We start from the raw sequence: 12982 nt of genomic DNA, 5'->3' as shown, positions 1-12982 counted from the left end.
CCGGCGCGAGCGGCAACGGTCCTCCGCCGGATCGCCAGGGAGGGTCAGGCAGCTACCCCATCGCGCACAGCGGTGAGCGGCAGGTCCCGCCGAGGAAGATGCATCCAGCCCTCGACCGCGGCCATGGCCTGCTCCTCCTCGGTGGCCGGCGCATGCGTCAGTCCACACGCTGCCGCCCGGGCGACGACCGCGGAGATCAGGGCATCCAGGTCGTGGTCACTGGCCACACACCGGTCACGGACCCGGTCGGACAGGTCCAGATCCAGACCCGCCTCAAGGCCCGCGACGATCCGGGACCGCGCGGCCGTGGCCTCCCTGCCCTTGTAGGTGCCCTCAGGAGCGAGGCCCCACTGCATCAGCGCGAACGCCGGGTAGACCTCGACAACGGGACCCGAGCCGTCGCGCGGTACCGCCGGACCGCCCTCGGCCAGCCGGTCCAGCAGACCGGCCGCACGGATGGCGACGATGCCGAGCTTGTCCGCCGACACCGACAGCGGACGCCGCTTGCCCGCCCCCGTGCGCTTCCACGCCACGTCATCGGTCAGCCGGTGGGTGAAGGTGTTGCCGAGTCCGGGGCGGCCGTCGGCGCGCGGCGCGTGGTGGGCGAGCCCGGGCAGTTCGGCGCCGGTCCGGTGCGCGGTGAGCAGGGCTATGAAGGCCACCGGCCAGCCCAGGGGCGAGTCCAGCCCCGTCTTGTCCGCCGACCGCATCGCGGACAGCAGGTCCTCGTCATGCTTCGCGGGAAGCAGTTCGACCGCGGGCCGCCGCCCCCACGTCACGCGGCACACACCCGTGGTCCCGGTGCGCCCGGCAAGGTCGACGCCCACCGTCACCATGGCACCGTCCTCACCACCGGCCCGCCGCATCCCGGACTTCACCTGCACAAGCACCCCCTCGTGGCCTACCTCGAATCGTGCGCGGTTCCGTCACTGGCGGCCCCCATTGAGGCGACGAAGCCTACGGCAGCTCCCCCGGCCCGCAGGGAGCACCCGCGCCGGCGGGCACGGTACGCGAAGGGCCACGGCGGAAGGGAGCGCTACTCCTGCACGTCCTCGGCTCTGGCGTACGCGACGAAGTGGGCGAAGGTGCCGGCGGTGACGGTCAGCGTGGGTCCGGCGGGGTTCTTCGAGTCACGTATCGCTGTCCAGGCCGGTTTCACTCGTGCGACTTCCACGCACTCGTTTCCGGCGTTGGTGTAGCTGCTGGTGAACCACTGCGCCGCAGCGAGTTCGGCAGCGGTCGGGGCGGGGCTCGTCATCGGAGGTACTCCTGTCGGACGGTCGTCAGCAGGTCAGCCGTATCGGCGGTGCCGGATGCCTGGGCGCGCAGCCGGTTGAACATGATCTTGTACGCGGCGACATCATCGGGATCATCGAGGTACACCCCTCGTTGTGGCAATTCCAGGTAGACCACTGCCATCGAGCTGCGCGGGTCCCGCTCGTCCTCCCGGCCCAGGATGAGGAACTGACCGGGCGCGCAGGGCGGTCCGGCGGTGAACGGGAGCACCTGGATGTCCACAGTGGGACGCTTCCCAGCTTCGTGCAAGTGACCGAGCTGGTCAGCCATGACGGACGCACTCCCCACCTGCCTGCGGAGTGCCGTCTCGTCGAGGATGACCCACAGCCTCATGCCACGGTCCAGTACAGTCTGCCGCTGCATCCGGGCTTCGGTTTCCTGGTCGAGCCGGTCGCCCGTCAAGCCCTGACCGCTGAGCAGGGCCCGGGCGTAATCGCGGGTCTGAAGCAGACCGGGGACGAGCGTGGGCGCGGTGACCAGCTCGTATCCGGCGAGAGATTCGAAGCTCACGAGCGGTGAGAGCCATTCCGGGACAGCGGGGTTCCCCACCCACCAGCCCGCTGCCGCTTGCGATTTCGCCATCTCCACCAGGGCCGCCACCTCGGCCGCGTTCCCTCCGCACGCCTCGGCCAGGGCCTTGACGGTCGCCCACTTCACCCGGCGGCGGTCGGTCCAGTCCTCGTAGCGGCTGACGGTCGCCTTGCTGCATCCCGCGACCTCGGCGACCTGGATCTGCGTGAGCTCCGCCCGGTCCCGCAGCTCGATCAGCCCACGGGCGATCTGCATCCGAGCTGCCGGCCCCACCGCTGACGTCATCGCGTCGTCTCCGTTCCGATCGCAGGTGAACAACGGTGAGCGTACGCGCCGGTGTCGGCCCGGGCGCCCGAAGCACCCGAAGTGAGGAAACCTCAGAAAAGTAGCTTCTACTCAGTAGCGGTTCCGTCATAGTGACTCTTCGTGAGACGACCAACCCAGTACGTGGAGGAAGCGGCCATGGCAGCAACAGGCACCGATCGGCCACGGGTACTCCCGTGGAACGCAGCCCTCCGCCCCGGGATGCTGAAGACCACGTTCCACATCCCCGAGCGCAGCGAGGGCGGACCACCATCGCAGGAGGCCGCCTTCCAGGTCTGCGTCATGCGGCGCTTGGCGCTGGTACTCCTCGTCAAGTGCGGGCTGAACCACCTGGCGGACGACGTGGCACTCATCGTTTCCGAGCTGACGACGAACGCGATCGTGCACAGCGGCGGGACGGAGATCACGTTGTCGCTCGACATCGACAACGACGTTCTGCACATCGCCGTCCGCGACGGGATGCCGGGACGCCCTGCGGCCCGCGCCCCGGACGATGACGAGGAGAACGGGCGCGGTCTCCAGCTCGTACGGTGGATCGCGGGTGAGCGGCACGGAGCGTGGGGCACCAGCGACGAAGGTGCGACGACGTGGTGTGACCTTCCGGTGGCCGAGGTGGGCCGGTGAGCGCCCCACCGTTCAGCCCTCCCGGCACCGACCAGCGGACATCAGCCGGCCGCTGGGGCCGCCCACTGGACGTCGAGACTCTCGGAGCGGTGCTCACGAAGCTCCGGAGCTGGCAGCCGCTGGACGGCGACGCCCTACTGGACGACGTCGCGGACGCCCTCGACGACCTCCCGCCCGGCCAGGCGGCGATGGGCCGGCTGGTGCAGCGGCTCCGTGGCCACCTCACCCGCTTGACGGAAATCGCCGTCGCCGCCAAGGCGGTTCAACGGGATGCGTACACGGCCTGCCTCGTCCAACAGGGCAGCGCCCTGTGCTCGCAGGAGGTCCCTGACGGCCGCGTTCCGGCGACGCAGCACGCGCGGCGCCTGGGCTGGGTCACGAACGAGCTGCTGGAGGCGCTTGTGGCGGCCCGCTGCCTGAAGCAGGCCGCGTGAGCAGGCCCCCTCGCCTTCCTCCGGTGGTCGCCGACTGTGGGGGCGGCGCCGGTCCGCTTCGTGCCGCTGCACAAGAGGAAGGGGCGAGGACCGAACATCACGAATCCGCGCGGCCCAGGACACTGCCGGCCCCTGGCAGTCACAGCCCGGTTTCCTACGCCACGCTCGCCCACGGCGACATGCTGGAGATGGATGGCCGACAGCATCGCATTGCCGCGATCGTTCAGGACCGCTCGGGATTCACCATCCAGTTCGCCGACACGCGCACGGTCCGTGTGCTGTGCCCGCCGGAAGTGTGCCGCATCGACGACCGGCTGGTCCGGCTGGACGAAATCCCGGTCGGACGGTGCCTGTGGTGCCCCCGCCTGCGCCCACTTGTCCCGGTCGGCCACTACGTCGCCCAGTCCGGACGGGAGGTCACCGTTTACGCGTGCACCGGCTGCCTGATACGGCACGACCTGCTCCCGCTCGCATCCCGCCCGCCTGGCACCGGCACCGAGGTCCGTCGCCGCACCCGCCGGAGGACCTGAGCTCTTCCGCCACCGCGACAATAGGCGATCTGCCCCCGGGCGGGCCACGCAGCAGAACCACCCCACCCGAAAGAGCTTGTTGAGTAGTTCCATGGCCACCACCCCCGACCCCGCCCCCGGAGAAAGCCCGGTCCGCCCGGTTACCGTCTCCCCCCACGAAGGCACCATCGCCGCCCTCAAAGCACGCACGGGCAAACGCGGCATGTCCGCCTACGTCGAGGCTCTCATCCAGCGCCGACTGGAACGCGACCGGCTGCGCGAGCTCATCGAAGACGCGGAAACCGAACACGGTCCAGTCGACCAGGCGGCGGTCGAAGCGAAGCGGGCGCTCCTGCGCGGTGATCCGGCTGGCCCGGCGGACGCTGCGTGAGCCGTCACGCTCGTCCTGGACTGCGGAAACCTGTCCGACTCGCGCACCGCACACCCGACACCACACCGCGGCACCTCATGCCCACGGGATCCGGGGGAGTTTCGTGAATGGAGCCCACTCAGAGGAGACCACTGATGGACAGCAGGAGCGGTCACCTGATCGGTAACGCTGAAAGCGTGTAGCGCCGCGCAGCCGAGGTGAGGGGGGACTCCGACCGCGCGGCAGTGGCAGCTCAGCAGCCGGTGGCCGACACCGCCGCGGGACTTCCCGCAGCGTCGCCGATGGTGTCGCCTTCCTCCTCGCCGCCGCCCAGCCAGACGTGGAGTCCATCCATCGGCTGCTGCCGCAGGTCGAGGCCGAATGCGTCGGCGAGTTCGGGGGCAGGTGCCAGGGGTGGTGTCATCGTGCTTCTTCGTGGTGACCTTCCCGGCGTTCTGCCGGGAGTTCGGTTCGCGGCCGGAAGGTCGGGGGCCGTTCAGGATCAGGTGATGGTCAGGCGGACGCTGGGCTTCTCGATGACCACGCCGGTGGGGTGCTCGGGGTGGCTGCGCCGGTGGGCGTGAATGACGGGATCGCCGTGCCGGCGCGCGGTGTTGTCCCAGTTGGTGACGGCTTCGGCGAGGGCGGCGCCGAGTCGTCCGTGGTCGGGGCCATGGGCGATGACTCCCAGCTCGAACTGGTTACCCTGCTTCGGGGCTTGACGCAGGGCGAGGTAGGCGAGGGAGGTCTCGTTCCAGACCGTGGCCGCGCCGGTCCCCAGGATCCAGCCGACCAGGCCGCGCGCAACGGCGTCCGGGGCCGCGCGAAGCCTCCCATAGGGCGCGACTGCACCGGCGAGCCATACATCGAGGCGGGGCAGCAGCCCTTCGGAGCCGGTCAGCCGCACCCCGGTCCACAGTTCGTGGCGGGCCGTGGAGAATGCCGCCTGGAGCGCGGGCTCGTCGCAGGGCTGCCGTTCATCGACGGTGAGCCGGACCTCCTCGCCAGCGAGCCGCACCACCCGGGGGGCATCGGCGCTCTTCCCGCGCATGGCGAGGAACCCGGAGACGATCGCGGTGTCGCTGCTCAGCCATTCGCCCTCCCGGGCAAAGGCCAGGGTGCGGGAGAGCCCGCGGAACCGCAGGGGGACGACCAACCGCCCGCCGGGGGCCAGTTGATCGAACCACGCCTCGGGGAGGTCGGCCGATCCGGCAGTCACGATGATCCGGTCCCACCCGCCGGCCGGTGCTCCGGTCACCGGTAGCGCTCCGTCGCCCGTGCGGATCTGCACGCGCTGGTAGCCGGTCTCGTCCAGGAGTCGGCGGGCACGGCCGGTGATGTCCGGGTCGATGTCGAGACTGGTCACCGTGCCTGCGGCCCCGACGAGTTCGGCCAGCAGAGCGGCGTTGCAGCCTCCGGAACCGATCTCCAGCACCCGCATCCCCGGAGCCGGCCGGGCCGCCTCCAGCATCCGCGCGTGCAGCCAGGGCGCCGAAACCGAACTGATCACGCGCCCGTCCTCGGCACGCTTGGTGAAGATGGCCTCCGGCGCCTCGTACACCTCCTCCGGCGACACCTCCGGCGCGAAACGGTGGCGCGGTACCGCACGGAACGCCGCCTCCCCGGCTGGGGACACGATCGCACCGCGTTCCACCAGCTCCCGGACCATCCGCTCCCGGAGTTCTGCGGCGCCTGCTTCTGTCTCAGTCGTCATGTTGCTTCTCTCGCTTGCGTCTCGTCGCGCTCTTCGCCTGTACCTGCTGCCCTTGGCTGCCGGGATCGGCCGCTCCTCCAGAGCGCCGAGCCGACACCCGCTACGCAACCAGACGACTACGACACGTGTTCGTCATTGTGGTCGCGCAGTCTGCTCGCCGCTCCACCGCACACGACCTCCGACGCCAACTCCCGGACTGAGTCCAAGAATTGTTAACATGAACGTTATGCGAAATCTTCCTGAAAGATTCACCGAAGACCAGCTGTGGAATGCTTTAGGAGCATTTGGCGTGACCCTGGCGCGCGCCTCTTACGCCCCGGTCGGCTTCGGGGACTACCACTGGCACGTCCTCGACGAGGCCGGTGGGCGGTGGTTCGCCACTGTCTCCGACCTGGAGCACAAGGAGCACTGCGGGCAGGGAGCCGAGGCGGCCCTGGAAGGGCTGCGCCGGGCCATGGAGACTGCCCGCACCCTACGCGAGCGCGACGGACTCGACTTCGTCGTCGCACCCGTGGCGGCCGCAGACGGTGGCTGCGTCGTCACCGTGGACAGACGCTACGCCCTTACCCTCTTCCCCTACGTCACAGGCAGCCCGGGGGCGTTCGGGCAGCGGCTGTCAAAGGCCGAGCGCGGCCGGCTGCTGGACCTCTTGGCGGAACTGCACGGACGGACACCCCCGGAGACCACACCGTCGACAACCCTGGAGCCCGCCGGACTGAGCGACGTTCACGAAGCGCTGGACCACCTGAACGGCACGTGGTCCGGCGGCCCGTTCGCCGAACCGGCCCGGGAACTGCTGGCCGAGCACGCCACGACGCTTCGCGCCCGCTGCGCGCAATTCAACGCGATGGCCGCCGACGTCCGAGGCAGTGGCGCGCCACTCGTCGTCACGCACGGCGAGCCGCATCCGGGCAACCTGATCCTGGGCGAGGACGGCTACCGGTTGGTCGACTGGGACACAGTGGGACTCGCCCTGCCCGAGCGCGACCTGTCCCTGCTCTCCAACGACCCCGCAGAACTCACGCGCTACACCCGGCTGACCGGCCGCACCCCGGACGCGACCGCACTCGCGCTGTACCGGCTGCGCTGGAGCCTGCTGGACGTAGCCGAGTTCGTGACATGGTTCCGAGGGGAACACAACCGCTCCGAGGACACCGAGACAGCATGGACGGGCTTCACCGAGACCCTCGACCATCTCGCGGAGGACACGTTCGACACAGCAGGACGCACGAGAAGCTGACCACCCGGCGCGCGCCATCGGCAGGCGGTTGTCACAAGGGGCGTACTCAAGCGGAGTATCAGCGCGTGGACCGCCGTGCGTGCCTCCCGGCCTCTCCGTCATCGGTGACGACGCCACCCGTCGAAGCTTGCCCAAGGCCCCCCCTCTACTGGCAAGCGCCATGACCAATGCGGGAGAACCCGCCGAGACAACAGCGTCAACGGTTCTCTGCCTGGCAGCTTCCCACGTGCTCGGAGAACGAGACCGCTTGTCGCCTGCCCTTGCGCACGGGGATCCAGCGTCCAAGGAAGAATTGATCAGCACCACGAAGCTGATCAGCGACGGCACCAAGGCAGCAGCGCACCTGATGGAGGGAGCAGCCCACCGCAAGCTACTGGCCTTCGCTCAAGTACTTGCCGGAGAGTGCCACCGGTTGAAGAGTGCTCCCCCCTTCGCACTTGTTCACGAGTTCGTGCCGGCGTATCGGGCCCTGCGGAGGCACGGGCCAGCGCACCTCCCATGGACCGCAGGACTCCACGACTCTGCCATCTGAGATCCCAGACATGGTCGGGCTCCGATCACGCTTCAGAATCCAGCGCGCGGGCGAGATGGCCGACAGCTGATCACCCAAGCCGAGAATCAAGACTGTTTGGCGCCCTTCGTCGTGGTACGGGGGTTCGGGACCGGGTTCCGGTTCGCGGCCTTCCCCTTCCCGCCCAGTTCGCTGCACGCTTGTCCACCGCCGACCTTCAGAAGCGGCGCTCGGGCCGGATTGCCGTTACAACACTCAGTCGCGGAACATAAAAGGCCAGGTCAGACGGGGTCTGACCTTCCCTTCGGTGGAGCCGCCTAAGGGAATCGAACCCTTGACCTACGCATTACGAGTGCGTCGCTCTGGCCGACTGAGCTAAGGCGGCGGGTGCACGCCAGCCGTGAGGCGGGCGCGGCAGCGACAAGTCTACACAGGTTCGGGCGGTGCTCCGGATCAGGTGCAGGTGAGGTCGGGCTCGGGGCTGGTGTTCTCCAGGAGGTAGGTGTTGACGGCGGTGTCGATGCAGTCGCTGCCGCCGTAGGCGCCGTGGCCGTCGCCGTCGAAGGTGAGCAGGATGCCGGACTCCAGCTGGTCGGCCAGGCCCTGCGCCCAGGTGTAGGGGGTGGCCGGGTCGCGGGTGGTGCCGATGACGAGGATGTCCGCCGCGCCGGCCGCCTCGATGGTGGCGGGGCCGCCGGCCGGTTCGACCGGCCAGTTCGCGCACAGCAGGGAGGACCAGGCGAAGTCGCGGCCGAAGGTCGGGGACGCCTCCTCGAAGGAGGCCAGCTCGCGGCGGACGTCCTCCTCGTCCTGCAGGCCGGACGGGCTGTCCAGGCAGCTGATCGCCGGGAAGGCGAACATGATCGTGCCGTAGGAGCCGTCCGCCTCGCGGTCGTGGTACTCGTCGGACAGCTCCAGCAGCGGGCCGCCGTCGCCGTCCTCCATGGCGGCGGTCAGCGCCTCGCGCAGCCGGGGCCAGTACATGTCGGTGTAGAGGGCCATCGCCACGCCGGTGGTCGCCAGCGACTCGGTCAGCGGGCGGGAGTCACCGGTGCGCAGCGGCTCCGCGTCGACCCGCTCGAAGAACTCGGTGAGCCGCGAGGACGCCTTGTCCGCGCCGTCGGTGCCCAGCGGGCAGCTGCGCTGGCGGGCGCAGTCCTCGGCGAAGGAGCGGAAGGCCGTCTCGAAGCCTCCCGCCTGCTCCCGGTCGGTCTCCAGGGTGGACAGCCGGGGGTCCATCGCGGCGTCCAGGACCAGGCGCCCGGCCCGGTCGGGGAAGAGCCCCGCGTAGGTGGCGCCGAGCTGGGTGCCGTAGGAGGCGCCGTAGTAGTTCAGCTGCTCGTCGCCGAGGACGGCGCGCAGCAGGTCCATGTCGCGGGCGGAGTCGACGGTGGAGATGTGCTCCAGCAGCTTGCCCGAGCGCTCCTGGCAGCCCTCGCCGAACTCCTTGAAGGCGGCGAGGAGTCGCTCGACCTCCTCGGGGTCGTCGGGGGTGCGGTCGAGGCTGGTGAACTCGTCCATCCGGGCGTCGGTGAGGCACTCGACGGGCTCGCTGCGGCCGGTGCCGCGCGGGTCCATGCCGACCACGTCGTACCGGGCGCGCACGGGCTGCGGGAAGCCGGTGCCGGCGTAGCCCTGGACGAAGTCGATGGCGGAGGCGCCCGGGCCTCCCGGGTTGACCAGCAGCGAGCCGAGCCGTTCGCCGGGGCCGGTGGCCCGCGCCCGGGTGACGGCCAGCTGGACATCCTGGGCCGGGTCCACGTTCTCGTAGTCCAGCGGGGCGGTGAGCGTGGCGCACTGGAAGCCCGCCACGCCGCAGGACCGCCAGCTCAGCTCCTGCTCGTAGTAGGGCTCGAGGTCCTGGGAGATGCCGGTGGCCAGGGGCTGCAGCACGGGGGCGGTCGCGTCGCCGCGGTCCGCGGGGGCGGCGGGCGTGGTCGTCCCCGGCCGCTCGGCACGCTCGGCGGTGCAGCCGGCGGCGAGCAGGGCGGCGGTCGCGAGGGCGGCGGTGGTGCGGCGGAGATGTCGGGCGGAGGGCATGGTTGAGGGTATCCGCCACGCTGACCGGCGCGTGCGAGGGCTCTCGCCCGGTCGCACGTCAGGGTGAACGCAGCGCCAGCGTCATGGCCTCGACGGCGAGCAGCGGCGCGACGTTGCGGTCCAGTGCGCGCCGGCAGTCCAGGACGGCCTCCATCCGGCGCAGGGTCTGCTCGGGGCGGCCGGCGGCGGCGACGCGTTCGACGGCGGCGGAGCTCTCGCCGCCAGCCATCGCGACGCGGGTGCCGAACTGCAGGGCGAGGACGTCGCGGTAGAAGCCGGTCAGCTCGGTGAGCGCGAGGTCGAGGGTGTCGCGCTGGGTGCGGGTGGCGCGCCGCTTCTGGCGGTCCTCCAGGTCCTTCATGACGCCGGCCGTGCCGCGCGGCAGCCGTTTGCCCTCGGCGGCCCCGAGGGCGGCGCGCAGCTCGTCGGTCTCCTTGCCGTCGCGCTCCTCGGCGAGCTGCTTGGCGTCCTCGGAGGCGGAGTCCACGAGCTCCTGGGCGGCGCGCAGGCAGCCCCCGATGTCGGCGACCCGTTCGGGGAGCCGGAGGACGGCGGCGCGGCGGGCGCGGGCCCCTTCGTCGGTGGCGAGCCGCCGGGCGCGGCCGATGTGGCCCTGGGTGGCGCGGGCGGCGGCGTGCGCGACGTCCGGGTCGATGCCGTCGCGGCGGATCAGGATGTCGGCGACGGCCTCCACCGGCGGGGTGCGCAGCGACAGGTGGCGGCAGCGGGAGCGGATGGTGGGCAGGACGTCCTCGGTGGAGGGGGCGCACAGCAGCCAGACGGTGCGCGGGGCGGGCTCCTCGACGGCCTTGAGCAGGACGTTGCCGGCGCCCTCGGTGAGGCGGTCGGCGTCCTCCAGGACGATCACCTGCCAGCGGCCGCCGGCCGGGGACATCTGGGCGCGGCGGACCAGGTCGCGGGTTTCCTTCACTCCGATGCTGAGCAGGTCGGTGCGGACGGTCTCGACGTCGGCGTGGGTGCCGATCAGGGCGGTGTGGCAGCCGTCGCAGAAGCCGCAGCCGGGGGCGCCGCCCAGGGCGCGGTCGGGGCTGACGCACTGCAGGGCGGCGGCGAAGGCGCGGGCGGCGGTGGAGCGGCCGGATCCGGGCGGGCCGGTGAACAGCCAGGCGTGGGTCATCGCCGAGCCGCTCTGCTGCCCGGCGCTCTCCCCGGCGGCGGTGACGTACGCGTCCGCGTCCCTCGCCGCCGCGGTGAGCTGCCCGGCCACCCGGTCCTGCCCGACCAGGTCGTCCCAGACCGCCATCGCTCTCCCGTCCTGCCGTGTGCGGGCCCGCGGTGCCTTCCCGCGGGTGCGCCTTCACATTGTGCGGCATGGGTCCGACAGGCCGGGCGGGGGACGGTGCTTGGGGGCGTGTAGAGCCGATCGGTGGAACCTGGTCCCCGATCGGCTTCGCCGGGAGGACTCTTCCCCCGCGATGTGGAACGTTCTTATCCGGTGGTCACCCCAGGTGCCCATCCGACTACCGAATGAGAGAGAGGTCTCATGCTCCCCATCGTGAAGCGTCTCGCCGCGCGCACGGGCACCGCCCTGGCGCTGGCCGGGACACTGATCGCCGTGCCGGTCGCCGCCCAGGCCATGGACGACGAGTACGGCCACGACTCCGCCCGCCACTACGGTTCCGCCTCCGCCACCGGACTGCAGGTGCAGCTCGGGCGCCGGATCGATGTGACGGCTGCCGAGGCGCGGTACCCCGAGGGTCCCCGTCGTGACCGCGTGGACAACGTGGCCATCGACGGCCGCGGCTCCGCCTCCCGGGTCTACGCCCTGGCCACCGGCCAGCAGAGGGAAGGGACGGTGGAGGCCCGGGCCGGTCTGCGCTCCCTGGAGCTGGACCTGGGCATCGCCACCCTGCGGACGGGTGCGGTGAGCGCCTCCTGCACCGCCGGCCCGGACCGGCGTGCCACCGGCACCTCGCAGATCCGTGACGGCATTGTGGACCTCCCGGTCGGCCCGGACTTCCCGATCCCCTCCGACCCGGCGCCCAACACCACCTACAACCTGCCCGGCGGTGCCGGCACCGCGGTGCTGAACGAGCAGATCAAGCACCGCGACGGCTCGATCACCGTCAACGCGATGCGGGTCACCCTCACCGCTCCCCTGCCGCCCAGGCTGCGGGGCGAGTTCACCGTCGCCAGCGTCACCTGCGACCCGGGCAAGAAGGAGCGCAAGCGCGACGCCTCCATCACCGCCCGGACCACCGACAGCGTCACCGGCAAGGGCGTACGCGGCGTCGTCATCGACGTGGTGGACCGCCGCGGCAACGTGGTGGACAGCTGCGTGACCGGCAGCGACTGCACCGTGAAGGTGCGGCCGGGCCGCTACTGGGTCTGCGTGGCCGATGTTCCCGAGGGCTACCGCAAGCCCCGTCCGGCGGACCTGTGCGAGGGCCCGCTGAACGTGGAGGCCGGTGAGCGGGAGCGGGTGCACTTCGTGCTCGACCCGGACCGCCGCCACAAGAAGTGACGCGGTCGCCGGCCCGCTGATACCGGGCCGGCGACCGCGGGACGGCCGGGCCGTCGGCTGAGTTGAGCCGACGGGCCGGCCGTCCGGCTATGTGCCGGGCTTCCTGCCGTAGACGAAGACGCGGTCGCCCATGTTGATGGTGTGCCACAGCGTCTCGGCGTCCGGCAGGGTCATGTTGACGCAGCCGCCCGAGCCGGACTCGTACAGGTCGTCGTAGGTGCCGTGGAACGCCTGTCCACCGTTGAAGAACTGGGAGAACGGCATGGGGGCGTTGTCGTAGATCGTCGAGTAGTGGTCACGCTTGCGCAGGTAGATCCGGTGCCAGCCGAGCCGGGTCTCCAGGCCCTGGCGGCCGGTGCGCACGGGGACGGGGTCCATGATGACGCGGCCCGCGTGCCCCTGCTGCACCCACATCAGCTGCCGGGTGAGGTCCACGCAGGCCACCTTCCCCTCGGCCGTGGGGCAGGCGCCCAGTTCGTTGGGGTTCGCCCGGGCCTCCTCCACCAGCATGGTGCGCCAGGTGGGGACGCCGGCGTAGCCGTCGGCCGGTTCGATGCCGTGCTCCCGCTGGAAGGCGCGGATGGCCCGGCAGTCGTCCTCCGACTGCCTGCCGTCCACCGGCAGACCGAGGTACTCCTCCATCTCCCGCTGGTACGGGCCGAGTCGGGAGGTGCACGGCTCGTCGGTCCCGTCACCGCCGTCCGGCGGGGGCGCCGCCGCCGCGGGGACCTGTCCGGCGGCGAGCAGCACGGCGGCCACCACGGCCGCGAGTATCACCGCGGTGAGGCGGCGGAGTGCGAGAAGGGATGCGCTGCCGTCGACTGGTGTCATGACGTCCTCCTGGCTGCCGCGCGGCGAGGGCGCCGCGTCCGGTGTCGTCCCCCCCGCAGGTCCATCCTGGGGA

14 protein-coding genes and 1 tRNA gene are annotated in these 12982 nt (G+C 71.2%); 6 read left to right on the top strand and 9 right to left on the bottom strand.

What is annotated here, in order from left to right:
* Positions 1–44: 44 nt before the first annotated feature.
* From ABD299_RS18425 to ABD299_RS18415, 3 genes are all read right to left on the bottom strand, one after another.
* Positions 45–836 (bottom strand): DUF429 domain-containing protein, encoded by a 792-nt coding sequence (locus tag ABD299_RS18425; RefSeq protein WP_344263813.1) that lies wholly within the window; start codon positions 834–836, stop codon positions 45–47.
* Between the two features lie 200 nt (positions 837–1036).
* On the bottom strand, positions 1037–1258 hold the full coding sequence (locus ABD299_RS18420) for a DUF397 domain-containing protein (RefSeq protein ID WP_344263770.1): 222 nt from the start codon (positions 1256–1258) through the stop codon (positions 1037–1039).
* Positions 1255–2112, bottom strand: a complete 858-nt coding sequence (locus ABD299_RS18415; RefSeq protein WP_344263768.1) for a helix-turn-helix domain-containing protein — start codon at positions 2110–2112, stop codon at positions 1255–1257. The genes ABD299_RS18420 and ABD299_RS18415 overlap by 4 nt, the downstream gene beginning before the upstream one ends.
* A 141-nt stretch (positions 2113–2253) precedes the next feature.
* Here ABD299_RS18415 and ABD299_RS18410 point away from each other — a divergent pair, with 141 nt between their 5' ends.
* From ABD299_RS18410 to ABD299_RS18395, 4 genes are all read left to right on the top strand, one after another.
* Entirely contained in the window at positions 2254–2775 is a 522-nt protein-coding gene (locus tag ABD299_RS18410; protein WP_344263766.1) for an ATP-binding protein, read from the top strand.
* On the top strand, positions 2772–3209 hold the full coding sequence (locus ABD299_RS18405; RefSeq protein ID WP_344263764.1) for a DUF6415 family natural product biosynthesis protein: 438 nt from the start codon (positions 2772–2774) through the stop codon (positions 3207–3209). The genes ABD299_RS18410 and ABD299_RS18405 overlap by 4 nt, the downstream gene beginning before the upstream one ends.
* Positions 3210–3388: 179 nt before the next feature.
* Positions 3389–3739 carry a hypothetical protein gene (locus tag ABD299_RS18400; protein WP_344263763.1) on the top strand — a complete coding sequence of 117 codons (351 nt, stop codon included), beginning with the start codon at positions 3389–3391 and terminating at the stop codon, positions 3737–3739.
* Between the two features lie 91 nt (positions 3740–3830).
* A complete protein-coding gene (locus tag ABD299_RS18395) occupies positions 3831–4109 on the top strand; it encodes a hypothetical protein (protein ID WP_344263761.1) in 279 nt (92 codons plus the stop codon).
* Positions 4110–4341: 232 nt separating this feature from the next.
* On the opposite strand, the gene ABD299_RS18390 is transcribed toward ABD299_RS18395, so the two are convergent.
* Together ABD299_RS18390 and fxlM are read right to left on the bottom strand one after the other, a co-directional pair.
* Positions 4342–4512 (bottom strand): hypothetical protein, encoded by a 171-nt coding sequence (locus ABD299_RS18390; protein ID WP_344263759.1) that lies wholly within the window; start codon positions 4510–4512, stop codon positions 4342–4344.
* A 78-nt stretch (positions 4513–4590) separates the two neighbouring features.
* Positions 4591–5802: a methyltransferase, FxLD system gene (gene fxlM, locus ABD299_RS18385; RefSeq protein ID WP_344263757.1), complete on the bottom strand. Its 1212-nt coding sequence runs from the start codon at positions 5800–5802 to the stop codon at positions 4591–4593.
* Positions 5803–6091: 289 nt separating this feature from the next.
* Between fxlM and ABD299_RS18380 the strand changes: the two genes are divergently transcribed.
* Positions 6092–7042: a phosphotransferase gene (locus ABD299_RS18380; RefSeq protein ID WP_344263755.1), complete on the top strand. Its 951-nt coding sequence runs from the start codon at positions 6092–6094 to the stop codon at positions 7040–7042.
* Between the two features lie 819 nt (positions 7043–7861).
* On the opposite strand, the gene ABD299_RS18375 is transcribed toward ABD299_RS18380, so the two are convergent.
* The 3 genes from ABD299_RS18375 to ABD299_RS18365 all read right to left on the bottom strand — a co-directional run bounded on the left by ABD299_RS18375 (position 7862) and on the right by ABD299_RS18365 (position 10857).
* A tRNA-Thr gene (locus tag ABD299_RS18375) sits at positions 7862–7938 on the bottom strand.
* A 68-nt stretch (positions 7939–8006) separates the two neighbouring features.
* Positions 8007–9593 carry an alpha/beta hydrolase gene (locus tag ABD299_RS18370; RefSeq protein ID WP_344263753.1) on the bottom strand — a complete coding sequence of 529 codons (1587 nt, stop codon included), beginning with the start codon at positions 9591–9593 and terminating at the stop codon, positions 8007–8009.
* A 58-nt stretch (positions 9594–9651) separates the two neighbouring features.
* Positions 9652–10857 carry a DNA polymerase III subunit delta' gene (locus ABD299_RS18365; protein WP_344263751.1) on the bottom strand — a complete coding sequence of 402 codons (1206 nt, stop codon included), beginning with the start codon at positions 10855–10857 and terminating at the stop codon, positions 9652–9654.
* A gap of 240 nt (positions 10858–11097) precedes the next feature.
* Here ABD299_RS18365 and ABD299_RS18360 point away from each other — a divergent pair, with 240 nt between their 5' ends.
* Positions 11098–12078 (top strand): choice-of-anchor P family protein, encoded by a 981-nt coding sequence (locus ABD299_RS18360; RefSeq protein ID WP_344263749.1) that lies wholly within the window; start codon positions 11098–11100, stop codon positions 12076–12078.
* 87 nt (positions 12079–12165) lie between these two features.
* Here ABD299_RS18360 and ABD299_RS18355 read toward each other — a convergent pair whose 3' ends face one another.
* Positions 12166–12909 (bottom strand): L,D-transpeptidase family protein, encoded by a 744-nt coding sequence (locus ABD299_RS18355; RefSeq protein ID WP_344263747.1) that lies wholly within the window; start codon positions 12907–12909, stop codon positions 12166–12168.
* Positions 12910–12982 lie beyond the last annotated feature (73 nt).

Source organism: Streptomyces sodiiphilus (assembly GCF_039529215.1).
GTDB lineage: Bacteria > Actinomycetota > Actinomycetes > Streptomycetales > Streptomycetaceae > Streptomyces > Streptomyces sodiiphilus.
Note: the sequence above shows the minus strand (reverse complement) of the source record. Positions and strands in the feature narration are given on the sequence as shown.

Coding starts and splice junctions, on each gene's coding strand:
- ABD299_RS18420 (WP_344263770.1), bottom strand. CDS start 1,258: ATGACGAGCCCCGCCCCGACCGCTGCCGAACTCGCTGCGGCGCAGTGG.
- ABD299_RS18355 (WP_344263747.1), bottom strand. CDS start 12,909: ATGACACCAGTCGACGGCAGCGCATCCCTTCTCGCACTCCGCCGCCTC.
- ABD299_RS18415 (WP_344263768.1), bottom strand. CDS start 2,112: ATGACGTCAGCGGTGGGGCCGGCAGCTCGGATGCAGATCGCCCGTGGG.
- ABD299_RS18370 (WP_344263753.1), bottom strand. CDS start 9,593: ATGCCCTCCGCCCGACATCTCCGCCGCACCACCGCCGCCCTCGCGACC.
- ABD299_RS18360 (WP_344263749.1), top strand. CDS start 11,098: ATGCTCCCCATCGTGAAGCGTCTCGCCGCGCGCACGGGCACCGCCCTG.
- ABD299_RS18365 (WP_344263751.1), bottom strand. CDS start 10,857: ATGGCGGTCTGGGACGACCTGGTCGGGCAGGACCGGGTGGCCGGGCAG.
- ABD299_RS18400 (WP_344263763.1), top strand. CDS start 3,389: ATGCTGGAGATGGATGGCCGACAGCATCGCATTGCCGCGATCGTTCAG.
- ABD299_RS18395 (WP_344263761.1), top strand. CDS start 3,831: ATGGCCACCACCCCCGACCCCGCCCCCGGAGAAAGCCCGGTCCGCCCG.
- fxlM (WP_344263757.1), bottom strand. CDS start 5,802: ATGACGACTGAGACAGAAGCAGGCGCCGCAGAACTCCGGGAGCGGATG.
- ABD299_RS18425 (WP_344263813.1), bottom strand. CDS start 836: ATGGTGACGGTGGGCGTCGACCTTGCCGGGCGCACCGGGACCACGGGT.
- ABD299_RS18390 (WP_344263759.1), bottom strand. CDS start 4,512: ATGACACCACCCCTGGCACCTGCCCCCGAACTCGCCGACGCATTCGGC.